The organism is Iodobacter sp. CM08, from assembly GCF_033446605.1.
Taxonomy (GTDB): Bacteria; Pseudomonadota; Gammaproteobacteria; order Burkholderiales; family Chitinibacteraceae; genus Iodobacter.
Genome location: NZ_JAWQUO010000001.1, coordinates 177494 through 202568 on the forward strand (window position 1 = coordinate 177494; position 25075 = coordinate 202568).

Sequence of the window (25075 nt, forward strand, 5' to 3'; positions counted from 1 at the left end):
CAAATGCGTCACCGTCAATCTAATCGCAAATTAAATCGTACGACGAGTCATCGTCTGGCGATGTTGCGTAATCTTGCGAATTCGTTGCTCCGTCACGAAGTCATCAAGACCACTTTACCTAAAGCAAAAGAGCTGCGCCGTGTTGCAGAGCCTTTGATTACTTTGGGTAAAAAGCCTTCGCTTGCGAACCGCCGTCTGGCGTTCAATCGCACTCGCGATCGCGATATGGTGGTTAAGTTGTTCGACGTGCTCGGCCCGCGCTACGCTACCCGTAATGGTGGCTACCTTCGCATTCTGAAGTGCGGTTTCCGTCAAGGCGACAATGCTCCTATGGCATTCGTTGAGCTTGTAGACCGTCCTGAAGAAGCGGAAGCGGTTGAAGCAGGCGAGTAATCGTTTGTTTTACAGCTTTTCGTAGTAAAGTAAAAAGCCAACCGCAAGGTTGGCTTTTTTATTGTCTGGAGTTTTGTTAGTTAACGTGTGGTAATCCGGTTGCAACAGGGAGTACAGAAAACCATTCCCATTCATGTGCTGTTTTAAGGCAAACATTACGTACTAGGCTGTATGCTTGTTCGACATCAAAAGATAATAGGTTGGCGATGTTTATGTAGTCATCTGGCAGTGCAGGGTCTTGCCAGCTGTTTGCTAGGTGCCTTGCTGTAGATGTTGCAATAGTGACTGTCCTTACTCGCGGCTCACCTAAGTGCCGCTCATCCATGAGGTGAGACAGCAGGCTGGGTAAATGCCAGCGCTGCGCCAATTCTGTTTGTAATTCATTAAAAGTAAATCCAAGGATGTGTTTTTGCGCATCATGGCTGCGTGTACCAGGATTTTGCTGCAGATGCTGATTTATTTTTTTGGTTAATTCAGGGGCGTTCAAGCAAATTAAGATTTCGGCTAGATCATGCAGTAATGATGCCGTTGTTACTTCCTCAGGGTCTACATCATTTCTTTGCCCGCCTAAGCTCTCTGCTATTTTTGCGGCTAGATAGGCTCTGGAAATAAGCTGTCTTACTCGGTGCAATGCATCTGGAGTTGGATTTAATTTACTTTCAATGCTTTGCATCTTACCAAATTCACGAAAAAAGCCTCCCATTCCTATCATTAGCAGTACGCGGTTAATAGTATTAACGTCAGTTAATTGGGTTGTGCTACGGTGTTCTTGCTGAAAACGTATTAATCGTAGCGTAAGTAGTGGATCGTGACGGATAAGTTGAGAGATTTCTCTAATACTAATATCGTCAATTCTTGACTGTAAATTATGCATTTGATCAAGCGTATACTGAAGGGCAGGTAGCTCAATTTGACTTAATTTAATCAGCCAATCGTTAAGATCTAGTCGTTTATCTGCGATCATGGTCTTTATTCTGCTGGCTTAAGAGTAGTTTTCATTTTAGCTGTTAAATGGATGAGTTATGGCACGATATGCAATTGGTGATATTCAAGGGTGTTATACCGAGTTAATGTCCTTGCTTAATAGTATGGCTTTTAATCCACTGAATGATCAAATTTACCTTGTTGGTGATTTGGTAAATCGTGGGCCATCTTCGCTTGAAACATTGCGTTGGGCATCTCAGAGTCTGGGGGTTGCCACTGTTTTGGGAAATCATGATTTACATCTGCTGGCAATGTATGCGGGTTTATCTCAGGCAAAACCAGGCGATACGGTGCAAGAAATTTTAGATGCGCCAGATGTAGATATTTTGATGGGCTGGCTAAGACAGCAGCCTCTATTAATTGACCTAGGGGATATCTTGTTAGTACACGCAGGCGTGAGTCCTAACTGGTCACTTGAGGTGGCAAAACATGCGGCTAGTGAGGTGGAAAGCGTATTGCGTGGAGATGATTGGAAGGCATTTTTATCTATCATGTACGGTAACCAGCCTGCAAGCTGGGATGCAGAAATGAAGCTAGAAGATAGATTGCGATTTACTGTCAATTGCTTCACACGAATGCGTTTTGTTACTACTGATGGTTCTTTACAGCTGAAATATAAAGGGGAGCGAGATCATGCCCCTGCGGAAATTCATCCTTGGTTTGAGGCTAAAGATAGGTTGCCTTTACCACGCCGTGTGGTCTGTGGCCATTGGTCCGCGCTTGGTTTAATGCTTAGAGAGCATGTGTGGGCCTTGGACACCGGCTGCGTATGGGGAGGTGCGTTAACTGGGATTGATTTAGACAGCGGGCAGCTTTATCAGGTTGCTGCCCGCTATGAGTATCAGGCGTTGCTGGATTGAGCATTTAATGCTTGATGTGCCGTACAAATGCGTGCTTCTACAAACTGTGTAAGAGTGCGGCGGTTTTCGTGCTCAGTTGGGAAGGGAGCTAAAAAGTTGATTTCTGCATGCAAAGATCGAGTGCCTAAGATTCGCCATGCAGATTGAGCAATAGACATATCGCCAATGTAAGTTGCGGCATCTGAGTATTTTCCTTCTGCATCGGTATAGCGCAGATAGACTGGCTGGATGGTTGCTTTTCCATCAATCGCTGCCTGCAATAGCGAGGATCTAAAAGGTAGTAGCTGACGTCCGCAGCCCGTTGTGCCTTCAGGGAAAACAGTTACACAATGCCCTTCGTTTAGTGCGGCAACAATCGCTTCGTTCACTCGGGCGGTATCTCGCTTACGATCACGTTCAATAAATAAAGTGCCGGAGCCAATGCAGAGCCTGCCGATAATTGGCCATGCCCTGAGCTCTGCTTTGGCAACAAAACGTGAAACGGTGACTGCATCTAATACAAAAATATCCAGCCAAGAAATATGGTTGGCTAGCAGCATGTGCTGGCTTGGGTATTGCCCAGGTTCAATGCCCTGTACGCGTAGCCTTACTCCCAAGATTTGAGTAAATTGCTTTGACCATTTTTGGATGTAGTTCACCCTATCTTCAAGCGCCATGTTTGGGAACCGAAAGGTAACTTTGGACAATCCTTTAGCAAAATGGCTAATTAAGCGGCATAAGCGACTAAGACGTAGGCATAACAATGGAGTGCGCATGCAGCTAAATTTCTGTATGAAAATTCGTAATGCTCTGAGTTTAGCTGTTTCTTGGCTCTTCGGCCAATTACTGTCTATGTGAAGATCACCGCATGAAATGTCGGGCATAGCGCATATCCAAATTTTGCATTGGCAAAAGGATAAATAAGTCTGCAGTATTAAAATCAGGATCCCATGCCGGCTCTCCGCAGATGAGTGCTCCAGCACGTAAATATCCTTTAATGAGTGGCGGGATTTCTGTGTCTAAACGCTGATTGAGTGTCGAGATAGGTAAAGGGCAGCGAGGGAAAACGCGCCATTCAACAGGGGCTAGTTTGTCTTTGGCTAGCTTGCGATACAGGCTGGCAGCAACATGTCCACCGTCGGCAATAGAGACGCTGGCGCAGCCAATAAGGTAGTTGTAGTTGTTCTTGCTCATGTATTCGGCAAGACCTGCCCAGAGCAGGGTAATGGTGGCACCAGAGCGATAATCTGGATGAACGCAGGAGCGGCCAATTTCTACCAGCTGCTCACGTAGATGGCCAAGGCGGGTTAGGTCAAATTCTGTATCTGAGTAGTAGCTACCCAGCTTGCGGGCTTGATGAGGGGGGAGGATACGATAGGTGCCAACAACTTCACCTGTTTCATCGTCTTGCACGAGCAGATGGTCACAGTAAGCATCGAACAGATCTCGATCAATGCCGGGCTCGCGACATACAATGCGCGCACCCATTTCTTCCACAAATACACGATAGCGCAGGGCTTGAGCCGCGCGTATAAGTTCTTCACTGTGCGCGATAGAGACAGAGAGTTTGCGTTTACGGCTAGGGGTGATCTGAGTTTGAAGCATTAGTTTCCTCCTGAGTAAGAGGAAACTTAATGCTTGTAGATGACGCTGCTATGACGGTGAGATGAAGCTGAAATGACAGACTAAAATTGCTTTAGTTTGGTAAAGAATCTACATCGTCAGGGAGGCTGATTGGAGCGGGAATGCTGTATTCTTCATTTGCCCAACGGCCCAAATCAATCAGTTTGCAGCGTTCTGAGCAAAAAGGACGGTTAGGATTGGTTGTGGAATATGTATGTTGTTTACCACAACTTGGGCATTTTATTTGAAATGTAGGAGTCGTCATAAGTTGCAATAGCCAAGTTGGAAGTCGATATCTGAATCAACAACCTTTGCGCGCTCTCCACTGGTTGATGGGATAACAAAGCGAATATTGATCGCGTAGCGGTTAGCAGATAGCTCTGGAACTGCGGCTAAATGAGCGGGCAGGCTCACTCTTAATAGCTGAACTGTTTTTCCTCCTGACATTTGCTGGAAGTTACCATTTTTTGCGGTGTAGCTATTCTCACGCATACTATCTCGTAGTAAGCGCAAGATGATGTCTAAGCCTTGCTTGATGGGTAGCAGCGGGTTAAACCATGCATCAATGTCTACCCTACGATAATCTGCTGTTTGCTGCTGCCAATAATGGTAGGAGGGGAGGTCGAATGCACAGGCTCCACCTGGTATCGTTACTCGCTGTTTAATGGCCATTAACCATTCATTTTCACGCAGTGCCTGCCCAAATTTCCCCGTCATATTTAACATCTTGCTGTGTGTTTCTTCAATGTCGATCAAAACACGCTCGAGCGCGTCTTCGGATATTTGGGGGTTGTTACGCAGCGCGGATAATGCCTGCCGCTGGCGTTCTAACTCTTGCAGCAAATCTGACTTCATATCCGCACGACTAGCGACTTCCATAATCTCGAAAATGCCGAGTAAGGCCGCATGATGGTCGGTGGCAGAGTCACGCCTCACATACTCAATGGTGCGGTTGTATAAATACTCGAGCCGCAAAAGGGTGCGAATGCGCTCGTTAATTGGGAATTCGTAGCTAATCACGATGCGTCTAACCGGCGAAGATATTCGATTTTGCAGCAAGAAATGGTTTATGAAAATGAATTACGTAAACCGACATGTTTAATCCTGATATCGCTGATGGAGAGTGCTAACTGTAGATTGTAAATGAGCGAGCGTCGTTTCATTTAAAATAATATCATCTGCGAGTTCTATTCGTGTTTTTCTTGGGCACTGGCTTGCAATAATGGCCTCTATTTCATGCTTACTTAGGCCATTGCGAGCTTGAACACGGGCAATTTGCTGCTCAATTGAGCAATCCACTACTAAACTGAGATCAATAATGTGGCTATAGCTCCCTGTTTCAAACAGCAGGGGGGCCGCTAAAATGGCGTAGGGCGTGTGATCTGGCAAATCATTAAGCATCTGTATTGCTACATCTTTGATACGTGGATGGAAAATCGCTTCAAGTTTTTTTTTTGCCGCAGGCTCTGCATAAATATGCTGGCGCATCCGTGCTCGATCTAAAGATCCATTATCGCTTAAGTATTCTGGACCAAATACTTGGGCAATTTGATCTAAAACTGGTGATGGGGGGATGCTGAGAGCGTGGGCAATATCATCGGTATCAATAATAGGCACGCCTTGCGCGGCAAAAAGATGGGCAACTGTTGATTTACCGCTGCCTATCCCTCCAGTTAGCCCAATAACCCGCATGCCATCGGCTCTCACTAAACGGCTCCACCATTAAAGATGAGTTGTTGCAATGTGGTGCCAAAAATTAATGTAAGCCAGCCAGCTATACCTAAATAAGGACCAAAAGGCATCGGTTTACCCATGCCTCGTTTGGCGAGGATGGCTAGTGCAATGCCGATCACTGCTCCGCTAATTGACGAAAGTAAAATAACACTAGGTAGCGCTTGCCAGCCAAACCATGCGCCAAGGGCTGCAAGTAGCTTAAAGTCACCATAGCCCATTCCTTCCTTGCCGGTGATTAATTTAAATATCCAATACACGCTCCATAGCACTAAGTAGCCAGCAGCGGCACCAATCACCGCCTGATCCAATGGAACAAAGACATTATTTAAATTGAACAGGAGCCCCAGCCAGAGTAAGGGCAGCGTGATGCTGTCTGGCAGTAAATAGGTATCGGCATCAATAAATACTAAGGCAATCAAAAACCACGTTAGCAAAATAGCCGCGATGGCTGCAATGGTTACACCAAAGTGAAGCCCTGCAACAGCAGTCAGCGTTGCACAAAGTAGCTCGACCATTGGATAGCGCGGGCTGATACGAATCTTGCAGCCACGGCAGCGGCCTCGCAATAGCAGGTAGCTAATCACGGGAATGTTTTCTAGAGCACTAATGGCATGGCCACAGCTGGGGCAGGCTGAGCGAGGAACAACTAAGTTGTAGCTAGCGGCTTGTGGCATTGGCGCGTCGATGGGGGCATCAATCATCTGGCATTCTTGCCTGAATTGCTGCTCCATCATTTTGGGAATGCGATGGATCACTACATTTAAAAAACTACCAACTAATAAACCTAGTGCGAATAAAAACCCGCCATATATGGCGGGGGTATCTAAAAACAACGCAATCATTAACCGACAACCTCGCCCATTTTGAAAATTGGTAAGTACATAGCAACCACCAAGCCGCCAATCAGCGTACCTAAGACCACCATAATAACGGGTTCCATTAAGCTGGAGAGTGCTTCAACTGCGTTATCTACTTCTTCTTCATAATAATCAGCAACCTTGCCAAGCATTGAATCTAATGCGCCAGACTCTTCACCAATTGCCACCATCTGCATCACCATATTGGGAAACATATTGGTGCTTTGCATAGACAAAGTGAGGCTAGTACCTGTGCTTACCTCGGTTTGAATCTTTTTGGTGGCTATTTTATACAGGTAATTACCTGCCGCACCGCCAACAGAATCAAGGGATTCAACCAATGGAACCCCTGCCGCAAACATAGTCGCCAAGGTGCGGCACCAGCGTGCAATCGTTGCATTAAGCATAATTTGCCCAATGATAGGGATTTTTAGTAGTAAGCGATCCATGACGATTTGAATCGCTTCAGATTTTTTCCACGCTTTTAAGAAGCCCCAAATCCCGCCAAAAATTCCCCCAAATATAAGCCACCAATAGGTCACAAAAATATCTGAAATAGCCATCACAATCAGAGTTGGTGTAGGCAGATTTGCACCAAAACTAGAAAATAACTCTTTAAACGCGGGAATAACAAAAATCATAATGACGGCTGTAATCACAAATGCCGCCACAATCACGGCGGTGGGATAAAATAGAGCCGATTTAATTTTCTTTTTAACCCCCAGTGTTTTCTCTTTATACGTGGCTAGCCGCGCGAGTAATGCATCCAAAATACCTGCTTGCTCACCTGCTTGAATCAAGTTGCAGTACAGTGCATCAAACTCATTAGGATGCTTTCTAAATGCCTGAGTAAGGGACGAGCCTGTTTCAATATCATTTTTGATATCTAATAGCAGCTTGGTTACGGATGGATTGCTATGGCCTTTGGCGACGATATCAAATGACGTAAGTAAAGGAACGCCTGCTTTGAGCATAGTGGCAAGCTGGCGTGTAAACATGGTGATATCTTCATCAGTAATTTTCTTACTGGAACCCATGCGTTGTTTCTTGACTTTAAGGACATTGACACCCTGACGACGCAAGGTGTTTTTAACCACATGCTCGCCACTGGCCCGCATTTCGCCCTTAACTATTTTGCCGCCACGATCTTTACCTTCCCATACAAAAGTAAACTCTTTTACTTTTAGGGCTTTAGATGCTATTGCCATGATGGCCCTCTGTGTGTTTTATTCATTAGTTACCGCCATAATTTCTTCTAATGAAGTGAGTCCTTGCTTCACTTTTCGTAAGCCTGATCCGCGTAAATCACGTACACCATCTCGCTTAGCTTGATCCGCGATGTCAATGGCGTTGCCGTTGGTCATAATGATTCGATTCATCGCATCGGTAATAGGCATGACTTGGTAAATGCCCACTCGGCCTTTGTAACCTGATCCCTTACAAATATCACAACCAACCGGCTTGTAGGGGCTCCAAGTGCCATCCAAATCTTCCTCTGCAAAACCAGCATCGAGTAAGGCTTGATGTGGAATGTCAATAGGTGTTTTGCAACTACAGAGCTTACGAGCTAAGCGCTGGGCGGTGATCAAAATGACGGATGAAGCAATATTAAACGGGGCAATCCCCATGTTTAACATACGGGTTAGCGTGGTAGGGGCATCGTTGGTGTGCAAAGTGGAAAACACCATGTGACCTGTTTGGGCCGCTTTAATCGAAATATCGGCGGTACCTAAATCACGAATTTCCCCGACCATGATGATGTCAGGATCTTGGCGCAGAAAGGCTTTTAGCGCCACGGCAAAGGTGAGCCCTGATTTTTCATTGACGTTAACTTGGTTAACGCCAGGCAAGTTAATTTCGCATGGGTCTTCTGCCGTAGAGATATTGATCCCCGGCTGATTCAAAATATTTAAACAGGTATACAGCGAAACGGTTTTGCCTGAGCCGGTTGGACCTGTAACCAAGATCATTCCATACGGGCGTTGGATGGCCTCAAGTAGGATTTCTTTTTGGTCAGGATCGTAGCCTAAGGCATCAATGCCCAGCGTGGCAGAGGAAGGATCTAAAATCCGCATACAAATTTTCTCGCCATGCATGGTTGGCATGGTGGACACCCGAAAATCGATTGCACGGCTTTTAGACAGCACAAGCTTCATGCGGCCATCTTGAGGAACGCGTTTTTCTGAGATGTCGAGCTTAGAAATAACTTTAATGCGAGATGCCAGCTTGTCTTTAATTGCCAGTGGAGGTTGTGCTACTTCGCGCAATACCCCATCTAGTCGATAGCGAATTCGAAAGTACTTTTCGTAAGGCTCAAAGTGGATGTCTGAAACACCGGCGTTAATGGCATCGAGTAAGATTTTTTGCAAGTATTTAACAATCGGCGCGTCATCAACTTCCATCGCTGCCGCGTCATTTTGGCTGGTATCTTCTTCATCGCCCGCCATTTCTAGATCGACTTCATCTAGTGACATTTTGCTTAGATTGGCACCTGAGGCCTCGATAAGCTTATCGAGTAATGACACTAGCTTGCTGTCCTCAACTACCAGCGGCTGAACTTGCAGGCCAGTTTGAAAGCGCACCTCTTCTAGTGCTTGCAAGTTGGTGATGTCAGATAGGCCAATAAATAGCTTTGTGCCCCGCTTAAAGAGCGGCACGATTCGCTGGATCTGCATCACTTTGTGATCCAAGACCCCTTGAGGGATATAGCTTGAATCTAGGTGATCAAGATCGAGTAGCGGATAGCCAAATGCTTGCGACGAAAACTCAGCCACATCCCTCGCAGTCATTTTGTGACTGCGAATGAGTTGCTCGATAAACGGCGTTTTGCTGCTGTTGGCCGTAGTTTGCAAAGCCTCTGCGTCTGCTTCAATCAATCTTCCGTGTTGAACAAGCAGGCGGGCAAGACCAGATACAGGAGTGTTGGGAGCTGACATGGCCTTCAATGTGTAATCAAAAAGAGGGAAAAACAATCTAATGATGTTACATCTTTAGTTTAGCAAATACCTTTTAATCTTGCGTTGCTATTCCAAACTAAAGAAAAATAAATTAATGCTGCAAATCAAATATTAGATGCATAAAGGCGGACAACGCGAATGCTGCGGTCCTGTGTTTGAACAATTTCAATCCGCTGGCCGGCTAAAACAAGGCAAGTACCTGCATCTGGGATATCTTGAAAGTGCTCAAGGATTAAACCATTTAATGTTTTTGGGCCATCAACAGGAAACGATAATCGAAGCTTTCTATTTAACTCACGTAGGCTTGATGCGCCATCCAGTAAAATACTGCCATCAGGTTGGCGTAGAACCTTTGCGCCTTGCGTTGGGGCATTTGTGGTGAATTCTCCGACTACCTGTTCCAAAATATCTTCAAGTGTAACCAGTCCTTGCATTTCACCATATTCATCAACAACGACAGCTATTCTACGTTTATTTTCTTGGAAGTTTTGTAATTGTGTAAATAAGGGGGTGCTAGATGGAATAAAGTAGGGGGGACGCATCATTTCACGCAAGCTAGTTTGATCTACTTCATCCTCTTTTAAAGATAAAACTTTCCGAATATGCAAAATGCCAATGATATTGTCAGGATTACAAGAATAAACGGGGAGGCGAGTGTGATGACAAGTAAATATTTGTTTGCGAATTTCATCTGTTGGGGCATCTAAATCAATACTTTCCATTTGATGGCGTGGTGTCATTACATCATCTACCGTAATACTTGCCAGTTCAAATAGGTTTAATAGCATCGTATGATGCTTTTTCTCCATGTGCCGCCCAGATTCTAAAACCAATAAACGCAGCTCTTCAGGAGAAAGCGTTTGTTGGTTATCATTATTTTTTTTGAGACGTAATGCTTTAATTAATGCGCTAACAAATAAATTAACTAGCCAAACAGCAGGGTACAACACTCTTAGAAGAATCAGTAAGGGGGAGGATGCCGCGTAGGCTAAAGGTTCTGCATAAGTTGCTGCGAGTACTTTAGGGGTCGCCTCGGAAAAAATAAGAATAGCAATTGCCACCAATAATGTAGCGATACCTAAGGCGAAATCATTACCCGAAAATAAGCGATCCGCAATAAGAGCGGATAATGTTGCCGAGGCGGTGTTTATGACGGTATTGCCAATCAAAATGACGGAAAGAAGTTTGTCTGTTTGGCTAAGTAACTTTTGGGTACGGACTGCGGCGCGATGACCTTGGCGCGCTTTGCTGGCTACTTTATAACGATTAACTGCCATCATGGCGGTTTCTGCGCCAGAAAAAAAAGCAGATGTAAATAAGCAAGCAGCAAGCGCAGTATAGAGAAATGCTAGGGGGAGTTGTTCCAAAATATTACAAGGCCCGTGGTTGAGAGAGGCGTGTTGATTATATACGGTGCAAGAGCGCCTCAAAAACAAAACGGCTACCTATATACCCTAGGAAGAGTAGTGCAAAGCCAGCAAGAGTCCAGTTGGCCGCGAAGCGCCCACGCCAACCATATTTAAATCTACCCCAAAGTAGAATGCCAAATACGAGCCATGCGGCTATGGATAGGATGACTTTATGTGAGAAAACAAGCCCATGGCCCCAAACTAGCTCAGAAAAAAATATTCCTGAAAGTAGGGCAAAGGTCAGTAAAATAAAGCCTAGGCGTACGCAGGCAAACATGAGTTTTTCTAAAGTCATCAAAGGAGGAAGTGTGCGAATTAACGACCCTGCTTTGGCTTGATGCAGTGTTTGATCTGCAAAACGCATTAGAATGGCAACCCCTGCAGCATTAAGTAGCATGCCGTGTGCAAACATGGCTAATAAAAAGTGGCCACGAGACAATGGGCTTAATGGGTACGTAATTGGATGCCCATTAGGTAATAATATCGATAGCAGTAAAAATATCGCGGCGATGCCTAGCATTGGGGGTTGTAAACCATCCATTTTCCAGAAAAATTGCCCACACATATAGATGCACAAGGTAGAAAATGCGCTGAGCGATAGTGCCTCTGCCGCACCAAAGTGCAAGGTGCTTGCCCAAAGCAAGGGAGGAAAGAGGGCGAAAGCATGCAGCAACAAGCCACTGATTAAAAGTAGTTGTTCCAGAGTGGGCGTAAGCAGGCTTTTGGAGTGAGAAGAAGCAAGCCGGCTGCGGCAAAAATGCCAGCCAAGCAACAGGTATATGGTTAAGGCCGGCAGCGCTAAATAAGTCGCTGGGCTAACTTCAGGTAAAATGCTCATTATATAAGTCTATCAGAGCGAGGTCCCTCTTGGGGCAGTCGCCAAGCAAAGGATCAAGCATGTTCGAAAATCTTTCCAGTCGTCTATCTGGCGTAGTTAAAAATTTACGTGGCCAGTCTCGCCTTACGGAAGACAATATTCAAGACGCAATGCGTGAAGTACGCATGGCCCTGCTTGAGGCTGACGTGGCTTTACCTGTCGTTAAACAGTTTATTAACGACGTTAAAGTTCGTGCTCAAGGTCAAGAAGTTATTGGTAGTCTTACACCGGGTCAAGCGGTAATTGGTGTTGTCTATGAAGAACTGACCAAGTTAATGGGGGTGCAAAATGACGCTCTCAACTTGGCTGCCGTGCCTCCAGCTGTCATTTTAATGGCGGGTTTGCAAGGCGCAGGGAAAACAACCACATCGGGTAAATTAGCAAAATTACTTAAAGAAACGCAAAAAAAGAAAGTTTTACTGGTGTCGACCGACGTTTATCGCCCAGCAGCGATTGAACAGTTAAAAACATTGGCTGGGCAATTAGAAGTGGAGTGGTTCCCTTCTGATATTGCGCAAAAGCCAGTGGATATCGCGCTTGCTGCACATGATTATGCGAAAAAACATTTCCATGATGTGTTAATTGTTGATACGGCTGGTCGGTTGGCTATTGATGAAGCCTTGATGGCAGAAATTAAGGCTCTACACGAGGCAGTGAATCCAGTTGAAACCCTGTTTGTGGTGGATGCCATGCAGGGGCAAGATGCGGTGAATACGGCCAAAGCTTTTAACGAAGCACTGCCTCTAACCGGTATTGTGCTTACTAAAATGGACGGTGATTCGCGCGGCGGTGCGGCCTTATCAGTAAGAAATATTACGGGAAAACCGATTAAATTTCTGGGCACGGGTGAAAAACTTACCGGCCTAGAACCATTCCATCCAGATCGTATGGCTGGCCGTATTTTGGGAATGGGCGATGTGCTGTCCTTGATTGAAGACGTACAAAATAGCGTTGATCAAGAAGAAGCACTTAAAATGATGAAAAAAGTTAAATCCGGTAAGGGATTTGACTTGGAAGATTTTAAAACACAAATCCAGCAAATGAAAAAAATGGGTGGCATGAGTGCCCTGATGGACAAATTGCCTGGCCAAGTGAGCCAGATGGCTAATAGCCAAGTGACTGACAAATCTGTGGCGCGGATTGAGGGCATTATTAATTCGATGACACCAGAAGAGCGTCGTAAACCTGAACTACTCAAGGCCAGCCGCAAACGCCGTATTGCAGCAGGGGCAGGGGTGCAAGTTCAAGAGGTTAATCGCTTGCTTAAGCAGTTTGAAGAAACACAAAAAATGATGAAACAGTTCTCTAAAGGCGGTATGGCGAAGCTGATGCGTGGAATGAGTGGTATGAAGGGAATGTTGCCAGGTTTATAACAAATTGCAGCCCTTTGCCCTGATCGTTGCTTAGTTTATAGAGGGGTAATTCCCTTCTAAGTACCCCAGATTTATAAAAATTCGCACCTGACCGGCTGCCGAATATCACGTTAAGCTTTACAACGTGATTGTTTTTACTGTACTTTTGCCGGTTATTCTTGCGGGGTTTGAGTTTTTGTCTCATAATCGAACCCCTTTAAATTAATCTCCATTATTGGGTTTAATGCCATGGTTGTTATTCGTCTTTCCCGCGGCGGTGCTAAAAACCGTCCGTTTTACAATGTTGTTGTAACTGACTCCCGTAATCGTCGTGACGGTCGCTTTGTTGAGCGTCTTGGCTTTTACAACCCACTCGCCAAAGATGGCGAAGAAGGCGTGCGTCTAGCTATGGACCGCGTAAGCTACTGGGTAGGCGTTGGTGCGCAAGCTTCTGACTCCGTTGCCAAGTTGCTGAAGAGCTACAAACCAGCTGCTGTTGCTGCTTGATTCAAGCCGTGACTACGCAAAAGCGGGCTTCATCGTCAGTACCTGATGATCTTTTGATCATGGGTTACGTGAGTGGAGCTTTTGGTATTCATGGCTGGATCAATTTGGTGGGTGACACTGAAGATGCCGATAGTCTTTTTGACTACGACACTTGGTGGATCGGTCAAGAAGGTCAATGGCAAGCGTATACGCTTGTTGAAGGTCAAGTTCATACCAAGAAACTTGCTGCTCAACTTGAAGGTGTAAATGATCGCGATGCGGCGTTTGCGTTAAAGAGTTGTAAAATTGCAGTTTCACGCAGCCTGTTGCCAGCACCTGCTACTGATGAATATTACTGGATCGATTTAATCGGGCTAGATGTCATCAATGTGCAAGGTGAGAAGCTGGGTATTGTGGATAACTTGTTTGAAACCGGTGCTAACGATGTGATCGTTGTGAAAGATGGCCAGACTGAGCGTCTGCTACCTTTTGTGGCCCATGTTGTGCTCAAGGTTGATCTTGCTGCTAAAACAATCTCTGTGGATTGGGGCCTTGATTACTAAGGCTGAAGTAAATCACTTTGATGTGATTACTTTGTTTCCAGAGATGTTTGAGGCGATCACTCGTCATGGTATTACTCGGCGAGCGGTTGAATTAGGTTTGTTTGAACTAATCAGTTGGAATCCACGCGATTTCACTATAGACAAACACCGCACTGTGGACGATCGGCCTTATGGTGGTGGTCCAGGTATGGTGATGCTGCCAGAGCCGCTAGAAAGCGCGCTTGAAGCGGCTAAAAATAGGCAGCGTAAGGCTGGTGTTGCTATAACGCATACCATCTATTTATCTCCCCAAGGGGCGACATTAACGCATGATAAAGTGCTAGAGCTAGCAAAAAAGCCGGGTCTGGTTTTGTTATGTGGTCGTTATGAGGGTGTAGATGAGCGTTTGCTGGATCGCCAGATCGACGAGGAAATCTCGGTTGGCGATTATGTGCTTTCAGGTGGAGAGCTGCCTGCAATGGTGTTGATGGATGCCATCATTCGCCAATTGCCCGGCGTGCTTAACACCGCAGCGAGTGCAGAAGAAGATTCATTTGTGGATGGGTTGCTGGATTGCCCGCATTACACCCGTCCCGAAAATTATCTAGGTATGAATGTACCGGAAGTCTTACTTTCAGGGAATCATGCACTGATACGGCGCTGGCGCTTAAAACAGTCTTTGGGTCGAACGCTTTTGCGTAGGCCTGACTTGTTAAAAGAGCGACAGCTATCAAAAGAGGAAGCTCGTCTTCTGGCCGAATTTAAGGCGGATCTGGCGACAAGCCAGGATCAGGTGGTTTGACCACCTTTGAAGGAACAAGCTTCACATTGGAGTAATACCCCATGGATTTGATTCAAATACTTGAGCAAGAAGAAATCGCTCGCTTAGCTAAGACTATTCCTGTTTTCGCCCCAGGCGACACCGTGATCGTTCAGGTCAAGGTTAAGGAAGGTACACGTGAGCGTCTGCAGGCTTATGAAGGCGTTGTGATTGCTAAGCGTAATCGCGGCCTGAATAGCTCCTTTATCGTGCGTAAAATTTCCGCCGGTATGGGTGTTGAGCGTACATTCCAAACTTACTCACCACTGGTAGCTGGTATTGAAGTTAAGCGTCGCGGCGATGTACGTCGTGCTAAGCTTTACTACCTCCGTGATCGTTCAGGTAAATCTGCACGTATTAAGGAAAAATTGCCAGCACGTAAGATTGTTGCTAAAGCTGCTGCTTAATTTTTTAAGCAACTCAGTATTTAAACGCGGGCCGAGTGCCCGCGTTTTCGTTTCCATAACAAAGATCGTTTGAGGTTGTTATGCGCATCGAAAACATGTCTTATCATGCGGTTATTGCAAGCCCCGTTGGGCCTCTTGGGCTAGCCGAACATGACGCTCAGTTAGTTTTGCTTGAATTTCTTCCTCCTTCTGCTCCTTTATTGGCGGCAACAAGTCCTCTGCTCGTAGAGGCGACACGTCAGTTAGCCTGTTATTTTCAAAATCCCTTGTTTGTCTTTGATCTGCCTTGGGCTTTGTCGGTTAGTGCGCATCAACATAAGGTTTTGGCAGCGATTGCTGCGATTCCAGTTGGAAATGTGCAAACCTATGCCGAAATTTCCAAGTGTGTTCAGTCTAGTCCTCGAGCGGTAGGCGGTGCTTGCGGTAAAAATCCTTTGCCTCTGTTTATTCCTTGTCATCGAGTCGTGGCGGCCAAAGGCTTGGGTGGTTTTAATGCTGGACGAAGTGGTGTGGATTGGTTGCCTATTAAGCGCTGGTTGCTAAATCATGAGCAAGCAAGCTATGGATGAGCAATTACTGTTAATTGATGAATTTTTAGATGCCGTTTGGCTGAGTGATCAGTTGTCTAAAAATACCATTGATAGTTATCGGCGCGATTTGCTGATTTGGGCTCAATGGCTGTTGGCGGAGCGGCAGTGTGATCTGCTGAGCGCTGATCGAGAGTGCGTGCAAGCTTTTTTAGCGAGACAGGCTCGTGATATGAAAGCCGCCACTTTGGCGCGGCGTATGGCCAGCTTACGCAAATTTTATCGGCACTGGATTTTATCAGGGCAGGCTAGTTTTGATCCTACCGCTGAATTAACCGCTCCAAAACGGATTCGCCCCCTGCCTAAGGCCTTGGATGAGGATCGAATTGAGGCGCTTTTATTGGCTCCAGAGCTTGATCAGGCCGGTGGATTAAGAGATCGGGCCATGTTAGAGCTGATGTACGCTACCGGTTTACGCGTAAGCGAGCTAGTTACTCTGCCATTAGGGCAAATAAAATTACGTGAGCGCTATGTGCAGATTTTGGCAGGCAAGGGCGGTAAGCAGCGTTTGGTGCCAATGGGGGAAGTGGCTGCTGATTGGGTTGAGCAATATTTGGCTTATTCTCGGCCGCTGCTAGTTGGGGTGCATCAGGTGGCGGAGGCCTTTGTTAATCAGCGTGGTCACCCCCTTACTCGGCAGGGGTTTTGGTACATTATTAAGCAATATGCTGGCACAGCGGGTATTGATGCGAGTCATTTAAGCCCACACGTTTTAAGGCATGCTTTTGCCACACACTTGTTGAATCATGGCGCTGATTTGCGCGTGGTGCAGATGTTGCTTGGGCACGCTGATATCACGACTACTCAGATTTATACTCATGTTGCATCGGCTCGTTTGAAATCGTTGCATAAAGAACACCATCCGCGTGGTTCTCGTTCATAAGAATAATCCCCATATGCTAATCTCATAACTAATCCGTCGTTTGGCGGCTCGGGGAGAAATGGAATGGATGCAACTTGGGCGCAGAAGTATCAAGAACTTGCTATGGGTTATATCGCAGAGTTCGGGGTAAAAATCATTGCCGCGATTGCTTTTTGGGTAATAGGCCGCTGGCTAATCGGTTTTGCCGTTCGTTTGGTGCAAAGCTCTTTAAGTAAGCAAAAGGTTGATCCTACCGTATTGCGTTATGTTGGCTCAGTTATTACGGTTACTTTGAATATCTTGCTCGTGATTGGCATCTTGGGCTACTGCGGGATTCAAACCACAACATTCGCGGCGTTAATTGCCGCTGGTGGTATTGCAATTGGCATGGCTTGGTCCGGTTTATTGGCTAATTTTGCTGCAGGTGCTTTTATTATTGTGTTACGCCCGTTTAAGGTGGGTGATTTTGTTGCGGTTGCAGGGATCGTGGGGACAGTGAGCGAAATTGGCTTATTTTCTACCATGATTAATACGCCAGATAATGTGATGACTTTGGTTGGAAACAATAAGATTTTTTCTGACAATATTCAGAATTTCACTTTGAATCCATTTCGCCGAGTTGATTTAAAGGCTCAATTAGCAGGGAGTGCAGATCATGTTGCCGCGATGCAGGTATTGCGCGATAAGATCGCGGCTATTCCAAATGTATTGGCTGAGCCTAAGGTTGATGTAGAAATCCTTGAGTTTAATTTGGTTGGGCCGGTCTTGGTGGTACGACCGTATTGTCATAATGATCATTATTGGCAAGTCTATTTTGATACTAATCGCACTATTAAAGAAAGCTTGGCTGCGGCTGGATTTCCAGTGCCAATGCCTGCACAAACTGTTGTGGTACAGCAACAGGCGTAATCAGTTTATTGATGGTGATGGGATGTTTGGCATAAAAAAATCCCCATCCAGTGTTGGATGGGGATTTTTTGCTTTAGCACTTAAGCGGGAATGGCTTCTTTATTAGTGATATCTAGGCTAACTTTGCCATCATCATCAATATCGATCGTTACCTCGCCGCCATGTATTAAGCGACCAAACAGCAGCTCATCGGCAAGTGCTTTCCTAATGGTATCTTGAATCAGCCTTGCCATAGGCCTAGCCCCCATCATTGGGTCAAAGCCTTCAGCGGCAAGGTGCGTTTTCAAAGCAGGGGTAAAGTGTGCTTCTACTTTCTTTTCTTGCAGCTGAACTTCAAGTTGAATGAGGAATTTATCTACAACTTGCATAATGATTTCGTGCGAAAGCGGTGCAAATGGAATGATTGCATCCAAGCGGTTGCGGAATTCAGGCGTAAACATCCGCTTAATTTCTTGCATTTCGTCGCCGGTTTGCTTGCTAGTTGTAAAGCCAATCACCGATTTTGTCAGCGTTTCCGCACCGGTATTGGTGGTCATAACAATAACGACATTTCTAAAGTCTGCTTTACGCCCGTTGTTATCAGTGAGCGTGCCGTGATCCATAACTTGTAACAGCACGTTAAAGATGTCTGGATGTGCTTTTTCAATTTCATCCAGCAGCAGTACAGCGTATGGGTGCTTGGTAATCGCTTCGGTGAGCAAACCGCCTTGCTCAAAGCCAACATAGCCTGGAGGTGCACCAATTAAACGGCTAACCGCGTGGCGTTCCATATATTCGGACATATCAAAACGTAGCAATTCAATACCCATGGTATAGGCTAGCTGGCGGGCCACCTCGGTTTTTCCTACGCCAGTTGGGCCGCTAAATAAGAAGGCACCAATTGGTTTTTGTGGATTGCCTAGACCTGCCCTTGCCATTTTGATTGAAGTTGCTACCGATTCAATTGCTTTTTCTTGGCCAAATACCACGCGTTTAAGATCGCTTTCTAGCGTTTTAAGGGTATTGCGATCGTTAGTTGATACGCTCTTTGGCGGAATGCGCGCAATCTTAGCCACGATTTCTTCGATTTCGTGTTTGTTAATGGTTTTCTTTTGCTTGGATTTAGGCAAAATCTTTTGTGCGGCACCCGCTTCATCAATGACATCAATCGCTTTATCGGGTAAGTGACGATCATTAATATACTTGGCGGAAAGCTCGGCAGCCGTTGTGAGCGCCGCCAAGGTGTATTTCACGCCATGGTGTTGCTCAAATTTATCTTTCAAGCCTTTCAGGATCTCAATCGTCTGTTCGACGGTTGGTTCGGGCACATCAATCTTTTGGAAGCGACGTGATAAGGCGTTGTCTTTTTCAAAAATGCCACGGTATTCGGTATAAGTAGTGGCGCCAATGCATTTTAATGTGCCATTTGAGAGTGCTGGCTTCAATAAATTAGAGGCATCTAAGGTGCCACCAGAAGCTGCACCTGCACCAACTAAAGTATGAATTTCATCAATAAACAGCACCGCATTGCGTTCTTCTTGTAGCTGTTTGATTACGGCTTTTAAACGCTGCTCAAAGTCGCCGCGATACTTGGTTCCTGCAAGGAGTGCACCCATATCAAGGCCGTAAACTGTGGCGTCTTTAAGAATGTCAGGTACGTTTCCTTCAACAATACGCCGTGCTAACCCTTCGGCGATCGCAGTTTTACCAACACCTGCTTCTCCTACTAGCAGAGGGTTGTTTTTGCGACGACGGCATAGTGTTTGAATGACGCGCTCTAATTCATGCTCACGCCCAATGAGAGGATCTATCCGCCCGGCAATGGCTTGCTGATTTAGGTTTTCAGTGAAACTGCTGAGTGCCCCGCCTGCGGTAGTTTCTTCTTCGTGTTCTTCGTTTTGCTCTGTGCGTGGAATAGGCTGCTGTGCGCTAGCCGATTTTGCAATGCCATGAGCAATAAAATTTACCACGTCCAGACGTGTAATCGCTTGTTGGTGCAGGTAATAAACCGCGTGGCTGTCTTTCTCGCCAAATATGGCAACGAGCACATTGGCACCCGTTACTTCTTTTTTGCCAGAAGATTGCACGTGTAAAATAGCGCGTTGTATGACGCGTTGAAAACCAATGGTAGGTTGGGTTTCAACTTCACCATCGCCAGAAACGACTGGAGTGTGCTCTTTTACAAAGTCGCCAAGTTGGCGACGCAGCTCATCCATGTGCGCGCCGCATGCACGTAATACTTCTGCTGCAGATGGGTTGTCTAGCAGCGCAAGTAAGAGGTGCTCCACGGTAATGTACTCGTGGCGTTTTTGCCTCGCATCCGTAAAGGCCATGTGGAGGCTGACTTCAAGTTCTTGGGCAATCATTCGTTCACCTCCATTGTGCATTGCAGTGGCTGCTGATGTTGCCTGGAATACTGGCTGACTTCTGCGACCTTGGTGGACGCAATGTCCTTAGGAAAAATCCCACACATCCCGCGCCCTTCTGTGTGAACTTTAAGCATAACCTGCGTTGCTCGTTCACGGTTCATTCCAAAAAATTTTTCTAATACATTGATGACAAAATCCATCGGTGTAAAGTCATCGTTTAACAGCAGTACACGCCACAAAGCGGGTGGTGGTGAGAGTATCGATTGCTGATTAAGTTCGGCATCGGTTTGATGCTGTGCAGGCATTTTGCTACCAATTTGTGTGGTTTGTAATCATTTTGGTCCTCCCACGCTCTTTTTCAAGCTCTGATCTTCATCAACGTGGGTGGATGGTGTATTTGCTTGTTTTTGACTGTGGTTTTTTATTTAATGCGCGCCGCCATTTTTAGAATTTTACTTGACCTTCGGTGTAAAAGTCGCGTAAAAAGGTGGCTCGAGTTTGATGTACAAGTTTCTGCAGTACCGGTTTGGCCGTTTTGCTGGTCTTGGACCTCAAACCTCATGGTGCCTCTTTAAGAGGCGGTTCATGTTTTACAAGTTGATAGGAAAGACCCCAAATGGCTCTGGGCACTGTTAAGTGGTTCAATGATTCTAAAGGCTTCGGCTTTGTTACTCCAGACGAAGGCGGCGAAGACATTTTCGCTCACTTCTCAGCGATCAACATGCCAGGCTTCAAAACCTTGAAAGAAGGCCAACGTGTCTCTTTCGAGATCACCAACGGTGCTAAAGGCAAACAAGCCTCTAACATCCAAGCTGCTTAATCGCAGCTAGGTGATGGGTATCCCGCTTAGGCGGGTATTTTCGGACTATCCCTTAGTTGGGGCTCCATACTGGAGTAGTCCATGTTTCACTGTTTAGATAGGAAGTGCCAAAATGGCTCTAGGTACCGTAAAGTGGTTCAATGATTCTAAAGGTTTCGGCTTTGTGACTCCAGACGAAGGCGGCGAAGATATCTTCGCTCACTTCTCAGCGATCAACATGCCAGGCTTTAAAACACTGAAAGAAGGCCAGCGCGTCTCTTTCGACATCACCAATGGTGCTAAAGGCAAACAAGCCTCTAACATCCAAGCTGCTTAATTAGCTGCTGGTGATCAAAAAACCCCGCCAAGGCGGGGTTTTTTTACGTCTGAATTTTTTGGTTTGTATACTGCGCCCAATAAAAACCCCGCCGAAGCGGGGTTGGACCAGCTTAGAGCTGAATCATTGATTACATGCGTTCAATGATTGCCTTACCAAATCCTGAGCAACTCACTTCTGTTGGATTATCCATTAGGCGGGCAAAATCGTAAGTAACGATCTTATCCGCGATGGTTTTTTCCATGGCAGTAATAATCAAGTCAGCAGCTTCTTTCCAGCCCATATGACGCAACATCATTTCTGCAGACAGCAGCAATGAGCCAGGATTTACCTTGTCTTGACCAGAATACTTCGGTGCGGTGCCGTGTGTTGCTTCAAACATGGCAACGCTATCCGACAAGTTTGCACCAGGAGCAATACCGATACCGCCTACCTGTGCAGCGAGTGCATCGGAGATGTAGTCGCCATTCAGATTTAGTGTGGCAATAACATCGTATTCAGCAGGACGTAACAAGATTTGCTGTAAGAATGCATCCGCAATCACATCTTTAATCACGATGCCATTTGGTAGCTCAAGGTATGGGCCACCATCAATCTCTACACCACCAAATTCTTTCTTGGCTAATTCATAGCCCCAGGTGCGGAACATGCCTTCGGTGTATTTCATGATGTTGCCCTTGTGAACCAAGGTAACACTCTTACGGTTGTTGTCGATTGCGTATTGAATCGCACGACGTACAAGGCGCTCAGTACCATCTTTGCTTACAGGCTTGATGCCAATGCTCGATGTTTCTGGGAAGCGAATTTTCTTCACGCCCATTTCATTTTGCAAAAAGTTGATGACTTTTTTCGCGCCTTCAGATTGAGCATCCCACTCGATACCGGCGTAGATATCTTCGGTATTTTCACGGAAAATGACCATTTCGATCAATTCTGGATGCTTAACTGGCGATGGAACACCTTGGAAATAGCGTACTGGGCGCAGACAAACGTAGAGGTCAAGTTGCTGACGCAGTGCTACGTTTAGTGAGCGAATGCCGCCGCCAACTGGTGTTGCTAGTGGGCCTTTGATCGATACTACGTATTCTTGCAGTGCAGCTAAGGTTTCTTCTGGCAGGTAAGTGCCATCTGGATACAATTTAGATGCTTTTTCACCGCAATAGATTTCCATCCAGTGAATCTTACGGCCGCCGCCGTAGCATTTCTTTACCGCTGCGTCGACAACGTCGATCATCACCGGGGTGATATCTACGCCAATGCCATCACCTTCGATAAATGGGATAATTGGATTATCTGGGGTCGCAAGGTTTTGGACGATTTTCGCGCCATCCTGCGGAACTTTGATCAGGCTCATCTGTGCATTCCTGTTGTGTCGAGTGGTTTGTCGCGTTTCGTTGGCTGGTATTGTGAATTTCTTGTGGAGCGCCAACGAAAAAACAGCCTATTATCGCTGTTTTGTAGCAATACTGCCAAGCCGCTATGCCAAAGCTTATTCTTTTAAATAAACCTTACGGGGTGATTTGCCAGTTTTCACCCTCGCCGCCGCACGCTTCGCTGGCTGATTTTGTTCCTATTAAGGACGTTTATCCAGCGGGACGTTTAGATACTGATTCTGAAGGCCTGTTGCTTTTAACAGATTCAGGGCCTTTGCAGGCTAAAATTGCTGATCCCAAGCACAAGCTGGCAAAAACTTATTGGGTGCAGGTAGAGGGTAGCCCGACATTGCTAGATTTGCAGCCTTTATTGACGGGCGTTAATCTGGGGGATTTTACGACTCAGCCCGCACAAGTCAGAATTATCGAAGAGCCTGCGCAATTATGGCCACGCATACCGCCGGTACGGTTTCGTGCTAGCGTACCAACGACTTGGCTTGAAATTATTATCCGCGAGGGTAAAAATCGTCAGGTGCGGCGCATGACTGCCAAAGTGGGCTTTCCTACTTTGCGATTGGTACGCTATGCAATTGGTGATTGGACTTTGGATCATTTGCCTTTAGGTACTTGGCGTGAAGAGTTTGTTGCGGCTCCTCGGCAACAAACCCCAGTCGAGTCTATGGCAAGGCCTAAGCAGCGCGGCCGTCGCGGCCCAAACAAGACGCGTTAATGAAGGAAGGAGCTGCAATGTGGAAGCCTAACGCCACCGTCGCCGCCGTTATTGAGAAAGACGGGCGTTTTTTATTGGTTGAAGAGATTGTTCACGGCGAGTTAAAACTTAATCAGCCTGCAGGTCATATTGAATATGGTGAAAGCATTGTTGATGCTGCTATTAGGGAAACACTAGAAGAAACGGCGCATTATTTCGAGCCACAAGCCTTATTAGGTATTTATCAATGGTCGCCTCCTGAGCAGCCAGAGTTAACATACCTTCGCTTCTCCTTCAGTGGCGTAGTCATGGGGATTGATGAAGGGCGTGCTTTAGATACTGATATTGAGCGAGCTGTTTGGCTGACGCGTGATGAAATTGTGGCGCGTGTTAGCCAACATCGCAGTCCCTTATTGCTAGAGTGCATTGATGATTATTTGGCGGGCTGCTGTTATCCGCTAGAGATTTTGCGTAATTTTGATTACATGGGCGGCAGAGCCGCCGAGGTTTAGAGGATGTCAGACAAGATAGTAGTAGGGCTTTCGGGCGGGGTTGATTCCTCGGTAACGGCTTGGTTGCTTAAAGAGCAAGGTTTCGAAGTGGTTGGCGTCTTTATGCAAAACTGGGAAGACGATAATACCGATGAGTATTGCTCAATCAAGCAAGATAGCTTGGATGCGATCTCGGTAGCGGATAAGGTCGGTGTCGATATCGAGTTAGTTAACTTTGCCCAAGAATACAAAGACCGAGTCTTTAGTTATTTCTTGGCCGAGTATTCGGCGGGCAGAACGCCAAATCCAGACATCTTATGTAATAGCGAAATCAAGTTTAAATGTTTCCTCGATTACGCCATTAAATTAGGGGGTAGCAAGTTGGCGACGGGGCATTATGCATCTAACCGCCTTCGCCCTGATGGTCGTACCGAGCTACTTCGAGCAAAAGATGGTAGTAAAGACCAGAGCTACTTCCTTTATAAGCTGAGCCAAGAGCAAGTTGCCCACGCCGTTTTCCCCTTGGGCAATATGTTAAAAACAGATGTCCGTGACTTAGCCGAGAAAATTGGCCTGCATAATGCCAATAAGAAAGACAGTACAGGGATTTGCTTTATTGGTGAACGGCCGTTTCGTGAGTTCTTAAATCGTTACCTACCCAAAGTCCCTGGCCCAATGGTTACGCCAGAAGGCAAGGTGATGGGTGAGCATATGGGCTTGATGTATCACACTATTGGGCAGCGCCAAGGTTTGGGGATCGGTGGCGAAGGAGCCCCTTGGTTTGTTGCTGGCAAAGATATGGCTAAAAATGAGTTGATTGTGGTGCAGGGGCACGACCATCCTCTACTACTCAAAAATACTTTGCAGGCACAAGATCTTTCTTGGATATTGGGTGAAGCGCCTGCCTTAGGGCGATACACTGCAAAAACACGCTACCGTCAGCAAGATGCCGCATGTGAGTTGCTTTGGATTGAAGATGGGCGTTGCGAATTACACTTTGATGAAGCGCAATGGGCCGTTACCCCAGGGCAATCAGTGGTTTTATATGATGGAGAAGTCTGTTTGGGGGGCGGCATCATCGTGTAGATTGTTTGTTTGAGACAAATGATTACGTTGTTTTAAACAAGCCGCTCCGTGAAGCGGCTTGTTTGTTTTGTAATCAGTGTTTCTGCTTACAAATACAGCTTATTTAAATCAACTACTTAGCGTATTGCTACGGTTTTGTTGCATGCGAGTGCTTGACCTAAGCGGCCTAGGTCCGTATATTTCGGCCTCTCGCTGCAGCACACACAGCCACACAGTGATGTCACAGCGAGACGATCTTTAACAAAATACAGTCGATGAGTGTGAGTGCTTGGTTCGGAAGCGAAACAAGTGCTT

29 protein-coding genes are annotated in these 25075 nt (G+C 46.2%); 15 read left to right on the forward strand and 14 right to left on the reverse strand.

Going from position 1 to position 25075, the window contains the following annotated elements:
• The first annotated feature begins 3 nt into the window (after nt 1-3).
• Nucleotides 4-393 (forward strand): 50S ribosomal protein L17, encoded by a 390-nt coding sequence (gene rplQ, locus R6242_RS00880; RefSeq protein ID WP_130105832.1) that lies wholly within the window; start codon nt 4-6, stop codon nt 391-393.
• Nucleotides 394-469: 76 nt separating this feature from the next.
• On the opposite strand, the gene R6242_RS00885 is transcribed toward rplQ, so the two are convergent.
• Entirely contained in the window at nt 470-1357 is an 888-nt protein-coding gene (locus R6242_RS00885) for an HDOD domain-containing protein (protein WP_318422759.1), read from the reverse strand.
• A 58-nt stretch (nt 1358-1415) separates the two neighbouring features.
• Between R6242_RS00885 and R6242_RS00890 the strand changes: the two genes are divergently transcribed.
• Nucleotides 1416-2237: a symmetrical bis(5'-nucleosyl)-tetraphosphatase gene (locus R6242_RS00890; RefSeq protein ID WP_318422762.1), complete on the forward strand. Its 822-nt coding sequence runs from the start codon at nt 1416-1418 to the stop codon at nt 2235-2237.
• Here R6242_RS00890 and R6242_RS00895 read toward each other — a convergent pair.
• The 10 genes from R6242_RS00895 to R6242_RS00940 form a co-directional block, all read right to left on the reverse strand.
• Complete coding sequence (locus R6242_RS00895) at nt 2219-2893, reverse strand: lysophospholipid acyltransferase family protein (protein ID WP_318422764.1); 675 nt, start codon at nt 2891-2893, stop codon at nt 2219-2221. The genes R6242_RS00890 and R6242_RS00895 overlap by 19 nt on opposite strands.
• A gap of 184 nt (nt 2894-3077) precedes the next feature.
• Nucleotides 3078-3821 carry a GNAT family N-acetyltransferase gene (locus R6242_RS00900; protein WP_293933238.1) on the reverse strand — a complete coding sequence of 248 codons (744 nt, stop codon included), beginning with the start codon at nt 3819-3821 and terminating at the stop codon, nt 3078-3080.
• Nucleotides 3822-3912: 91 nt separating this feature from the next.
• Nucleotides 3913-4104 (reverse strand): DNA gyrase inhibitor YacG, encoded by a 192-nt coding sequence (locus tag R6242_RS00905; RefSeq protein WP_293933236.1) that lies wholly within the window; start codon nt 4102-4104, stop codon nt 3913-3915.
• On the reverse strand, nt 4101-4859 hold the full coding sequence (gene zapD, locus R6242_RS00910) for a cell division protein ZapD (RefSeq protein WP_293933234.1): 759 nt from the start codon (nt 4857-4859) through the stop codon (nt 4101-4103). Before zapD ends, R6242_RS00905 begins: the two co-directional genes overlap by 4 nt.
• Before the next feature lie 78 nt (nt 4860-4937).
• Nucleotides 4938-5546 (reverse strand): dephospho-CoA kinase, encoded by a 609-nt coding sequence (gene coaE, locus R6242_RS00915; RefSeq protein WP_318422773.1) that lies wholly within the window; start codon nt 5544-5546, stop codon nt 4938-4940.
• A complete protein-coding gene (locus R6242_RS00920) occupies nt 5546-6415 on the reverse strand; it encodes an A24 family peptidase (protein ID WP_318422775.1) in 870 nt (289 codons plus the stop codon). The genes coaE and R6242_RS00920 overlap by 1 nt, the downstream gene beginning before the upstream one ends.
• On the reverse strand, nt 6415-7638 hold the full coding sequence (locus tag R6242_RS00925; protein WP_318422777.1) for a type II secretion system F family protein: 1224 nt from the start codon (nt 7636-7638) through the stop codon (nt 6415-6417). Before R6242_RS00925 ends, R6242_RS00920 begins: the two co-directional genes overlap by 1 nt.
• An 18-nt stretch (nt 7639-7656) precedes the next feature.
• Nucleotides 7657-9366, reverse strand: a complete 1710-nt coding sequence (gene pilB, locus R6242_RS00930; RefSeq protein ID WP_293933228.1) for a type IV-A pilus assembly ATPase PilB — start codon at nt 9364-9366, stop codon at nt 7657-7659.
• Nucleotides 9367-9491: 125 nt separating this feature from the next.
• Nucleotides 9492-10754 (reverse strand): HlyC/CorC family transporter, encoded by a 1263-nt coding sequence (locus R6242_RS00935; protein WP_318422780.1) that lies wholly within the window; start codon nt 10752-10754, stop codon nt 9492-9494.
• A 37-nt stretch (nt 10755-10791) separates the two neighbouring features.
• Complete coding sequence (locus R6242_RS00940) at nt 10792-11634, reverse strand: inner membrane protein YpjD (RefSeq protein WP_318422781.1); 843 nt, start codon at nt 11632-11634, stop codon at nt 10792-10794.
• Nucleotides 11635-11693: 59 nt separating this feature from the next.
• On the opposite strand from R6242_RS00940, the gene ffh reads away from it, so the two are divergent.
• The 8 genes from ffh to R6242_RS00980 all read left to right on the forward strand — a co-directional run bounded on the left by ffh (nt 11694) and on the right by R6242_RS00980 (nt 17638).
• On the forward strand, nt 11694-13046 hold the full coding sequence (gene ffh, locus R6242_RS00945) for a signal recognition particle protein (RefSeq protein ID WP_318422782.1): 1353 nt from the start codon (nt 11694-11696) through the stop codon (nt 13044-13046).
• Nucleotides 13047-13274: 228 nt separating this feature from the next.
• A complete protein-coding gene (gene rpsP, locus R6242_RS00950) occupies nt 13275-13532 on the forward strand; it encodes a 30S ribosomal protein S16 (protein WP_130105818.1) in 258 nt (85 codons plus the stop codon).
• Nucleotides 13529-14074 (forward strand): ribosome maturation factor RimM, encoded by a 546-nt coding sequence (rimM, locus tag R6242_RS00955; protein ID WP_318422784.1) that lies wholly within the window; start codon nt 13529-13531, stop codon nt 14072-14074. Before rpsP ends, rimM begins: the two co-directional genes overlap by 4 nt.
• Nucleotides 14034-14855 carry a tRNA (guanosine(37)-N1)-methyltransferase TrmD gene (trmD, locus tag R6242_RS00960; RefSeq protein ID WP_318422809.1) on the forward strand — a complete coding sequence of 274 codons (822 nt, stop codon included), beginning with the start codon at nt 14034-14036 and terminating at the stop codon, nt 14853-14855. The genes rimM and trmD overlap by 41 nt, the downstream gene beginning before the upstream one ends.
• Before the next feature lie 41 nt (nt 14856-14896).
• The gene (gene rplS / locus R6242_RS00965) at nt 14897-15280 is read left to right on the forward strand and encodes a 50S ribosomal protein L19 (RefSeq protein ID WP_293933218.1); all 384 of its coding nucleotides are present in this window, start codon (nt 14897-14899) and stop codon (nt 15278-15280) included.
• An 80-nt stretch (nt 15281-15360) separates the two neighbouring features.
• On the forward strand, nt 15361-15849 hold the full coding sequence (locus R6242_RS00970; protein WP_318422785.1) for a methylated-DNA--[protein]-cysteine S-methyltransferase: 489 nt from the start codon (nt 15361-15363) through the stop codon (nt 15847-15849).
• Nucleotides 15827-16750, forward strand: a complete 924-nt coding sequence (gene xerD / locus R6242_RS00975; RefSeq protein ID WP_318422787.1) for a site-specific tyrosine recombinase XerD — start codon at nt 15827-15829, stop codon at nt 16748-16750. Before R6242_RS00970 ends, xerD begins: the two co-directional genes overlap by 23 nt.
• Before the next feature lie 63 nt (nt 16751-16813).
• Complete coding sequence (locus tag R6242_RS00980) at nt 16814-17638, forward strand: mechanosensitive ion channel family protein (RefSeq protein WP_293933213.1); 825 nt, start codon at nt 16814-16816, stop codon at nt 17636-17638.
• 80 nt (nt 17639-17718) lie between these two features.
• Here R6242_RS00980 and clpA read toward each other — a convergent pair whose 3' ends face one another.
• Both clpA and clpS read right to left on the reverse strand, forming a co-directional pair.
• A complete protein-coding gene (gene clpA / locus R6242_RS00985) occupies nt 17719-19983 on the reverse strand; it encodes an ATP-dependent Clp protease ATP-binding subunit ClpA (protein ID WP_318422789.1) in 2265 nt (754 codons plus the stop codon).
• Nucleotides 19980-20291, reverse strand: a complete 312-nt coding sequence (gene clpS, locus R6242_RS00990; protein WP_130105811.1) for an ATP-dependent Clp protease adapter ClpS — start codon at nt 20289-20291, stop codon at nt 19980-19982. The genes clpA and clpS overlap by 4 nt, the downstream gene beginning before the upstream one ends.
• Nucleotides 20292-20602: 311 nt before the next feature.
• Between clpS and R6242_RS00995 the strand changes: the two genes are divergently transcribed.
• Nucleotides 20603-20806, forward strand: a complete 204-nt coding sequence (locus R6242_RS00995; protein WP_046351601.1) for a cold-shock protein — start codon at nt 20603-20605, stop codon at nt 20804-20806.
• Between the two features lie 112 nt (nt 20807-20918).
• Nucleotides 20919-21122 (forward strand): cold-shock protein, encoded by a 204-nt coding sequence (locus tag R6242_RS01000; protein ID WP_046351602.1) that lies wholly within the window; start codon nt 20919-20921, stop codon nt 21120-21122.
• Nucleotides 21123-21252: 130 nt separating this feature from the next.
• Here R6242_RS01000 and icd read toward each other — a convergent pair whose 3' ends face one another.
• Complete coding sequence (icd, locus tag R6242_RS01005; RefSeq protein WP_293933204.1) at nt 21253-22476, reverse strand: NADP-dependent isocitrate dehydrogenase; 1224 nt, start codon at nt 22474-22476, stop codon at nt 21253-21255.
• Nucleotides 22477-22601: 125 nt separating this feature from the next.
• Here icd and R6242_RS01010 point away from each other — a divergent pair, with 125 nt between their 5' ends.
• From R6242_RS01010 to mnmA, 3 genes are read left to right on the forward strand one after another with little or no spacing between them, the layout of a single operon-like run.
• Nucleotides 22602-23225, forward strand: a complete 624-nt coding sequence (locus tag R6242_RS01010) for a pseudouridine synthase (protein WP_293933202.1) — start codon at nt 22602-22604, stop codon at nt 23223-23225.
• Between the two features lie 17 nt (nt 23226-23242).
• Entirely contained in the window at nt 23243-23716 is a 474-nt protein-coding gene (locus tag R6242_RS01015) for an NUDIX hydrolase (RefSeq protein WP_318422793.1), read from the forward strand.
• A 3-nt stretch (nt 23717-23719) separates the two neighbouring features.
• A complete protein-coding gene (gene mnmA, locus R6242_RS01020) occupies nt 23720-24781 on the forward strand; it encodes a tRNA 2-thiouridine(34) synthase MnmA (RefSeq protein ID WP_318422796.1) in 1062 nt (353 codons plus the stop codon).
• The last annotated feature ends 294 nt before the right edge of the window (nt 24782-25075 follow it).

What these genes read in the sequence shown, in the direction of transcription:
- rplQ (WP_130105832.1), top strand. Translation starts at nt 4, where the DNA reads ATGCGTCACCGTCAATCTAATCGCAAATTAAATCGTACGACGAGTCAT.
- R6242_RS00885 (WP_318422759.1), bottom strand. Translation starts at nt 1,357, where the DNA reads ATGATCGCAGATAAACGACTAGATCTTAACGATTGGCTGATTAAATTA.
- R6242_RS00890 (WP_318422762.1), top strand. Translation starts at nt 1,416, where the DNA reads ATGGCACGATATGCAATTGGTGATATTCAAGGGTGTTATACCGAGTTA.
- R6242_RS00895 (WP_318422764.1), bottom strand. Translation starts at nt 2,893, where the DNA reads ATGGCGCTTGAAGATAGGGTGAACTACATCCAAAAATGGTCAAAGCAA.
- R6242_RS00900 (WP_293933238.1), bottom strand. Translation starts at nt 3,821, where the DNA reads ATGCTTCAAACTCAGATCACCCCTAGCCGTAAACGCAAACTCTCTGTC.
- R6242_RS00905 (WP_293933236.1), bottom strand. Translation starts at nt 4,104, where the DNA reads ATGACGACTCCTACATTTCAAATAAAATGCCCAAGTTGTGGTAAACAA.
- R6242_RS00920 (WP_318422775.1), bottom strand. Translation starts at nt 6,415, where the DNA reads ATGATTGCGTTGTTTTTAGATACCCCCGCCATATATGGCGGGTTTTTA.
- R6242_RS00925 (WP_318422777.1), bottom strand. Translation starts at nt 7,638, where the DNA reads ATGGCAATAGCATCTAAAGCCCTAAAAGTAAAAGAGTTTACTTTTGTA.
- pilB (WP_293933228.1), bottom strand. Translation starts at nt 9,366, where the DNA reads ATGTCAGCTCCCAACACTCCTGTATCTGGTCTTGCCCGCCTGCTTGTT.
- R6242_RS00940 (WP_318422781.1), bottom strand. Translation starts at nt 11,634, where the DNA reads ATGAGCATTTTACCTGAAGTTAGCCCAGCGACTTATTTAGCGCTGCCG.
- ffh (WP_318422782.1), top strand. Translation starts at nt 11,694, where the DNA reads ATGTTCGAAAATCTTTCCAGTCGTCTATCTGGCGTAGTTAAAAATTTA.
- rpsP (WP_130105818.1), top strand. Translation starts at nt 13,275, where the DNA reads ATGGTTGTTATTCGTCTTTCCCGCGGCGGTGCTAAAAACCGTCCGTTT.
- rplS (WP_293933218.1), top strand. Translation starts at nt 14,897, where the DNA reads ATGGATTTGATTCAAATACTTGAGCAAGAAGAAATCGCTCGCTTAGCT.
- R6242_RS00970 (WP_318422785.1), top strand. Translation starts at nt 15,361, where the DNA reads ATGCGCATCGAAAACATGTCTTATCATGCGGTTATTGCAAGCCCCGTT.
- xerD (WP_318422787.1), top strand. Translation starts at nt 15,827, where the DNA reads ATGAGCAAGCAAGCTATGGATGAGCAATTACTGTTAATTGATGAATTT.
- R6242_RS00980 (WP_293933213.1), top strand. Translation starts at nt 16,814, where the DNA reads ATGGATGCAACTTGGGCGCAGAAGTATCAAGAACTTGCTATGGGTTAT.
- clpA (WP_318422789.1), bottom strand. Translation starts at nt 19,983, where the DNA reads ATGATTGCCCAAGAACTTGAAGTCAGCCTCCACATGGCCTTTACGGAT.
- clpS (WP_130105811.1), bottom strand. Translation starts at nt 20,291, where the DNA reads ATGCCTGCACAGCATCAAACCGATGCCGAACTTAATCAGCAATCGATA.
- R6242_RS00995 (WP_046351601.1), top strand. Translation starts at nt 20,603, where the DNA reads ATGGCTCTGGGCACTGTTAAGTGGTTCAATGATTCTAAAGGCTTCGGC.
- R6242_RS01000 (WP_046351602.1), top strand. Translation starts at nt 20,919, where the DNA reads ATGGCTCTAGGTACCGTAAAGTGGTTCAATGATTCTAAAGGTTTCGGC.
- icd (WP_293933204.1), bottom strand. Translation starts at nt 22,476, where the DNA reads ATGAGCCTGATCAAAGTTCCGCAGGATGGCGCGAAAATCGTCCAAAAC.
- R6242_RS01010 (WP_293933202.1), top strand. Translation starts at nt 22,602, where the DNA reads ATGCCAAAGCTTATTCTTTTAAATAAACCTTACGGGGTGATTTGCCAG.
- R6242_RS01015 (WP_318422793.1), top strand. Translation starts at nt 23,243, where the DNA reads ATGTGGAAGCCTAACGCCACCGTCGCCGCCGTTATTGAGAAAGACGGG.
- mnmA (WP_318422796.1), top strand. Translation starts at nt 23,720, where the DNA reads ATGTCAGACAAGATAGTAGTAGGGCTTTCGGGCGGGGTTGATTCCTCG.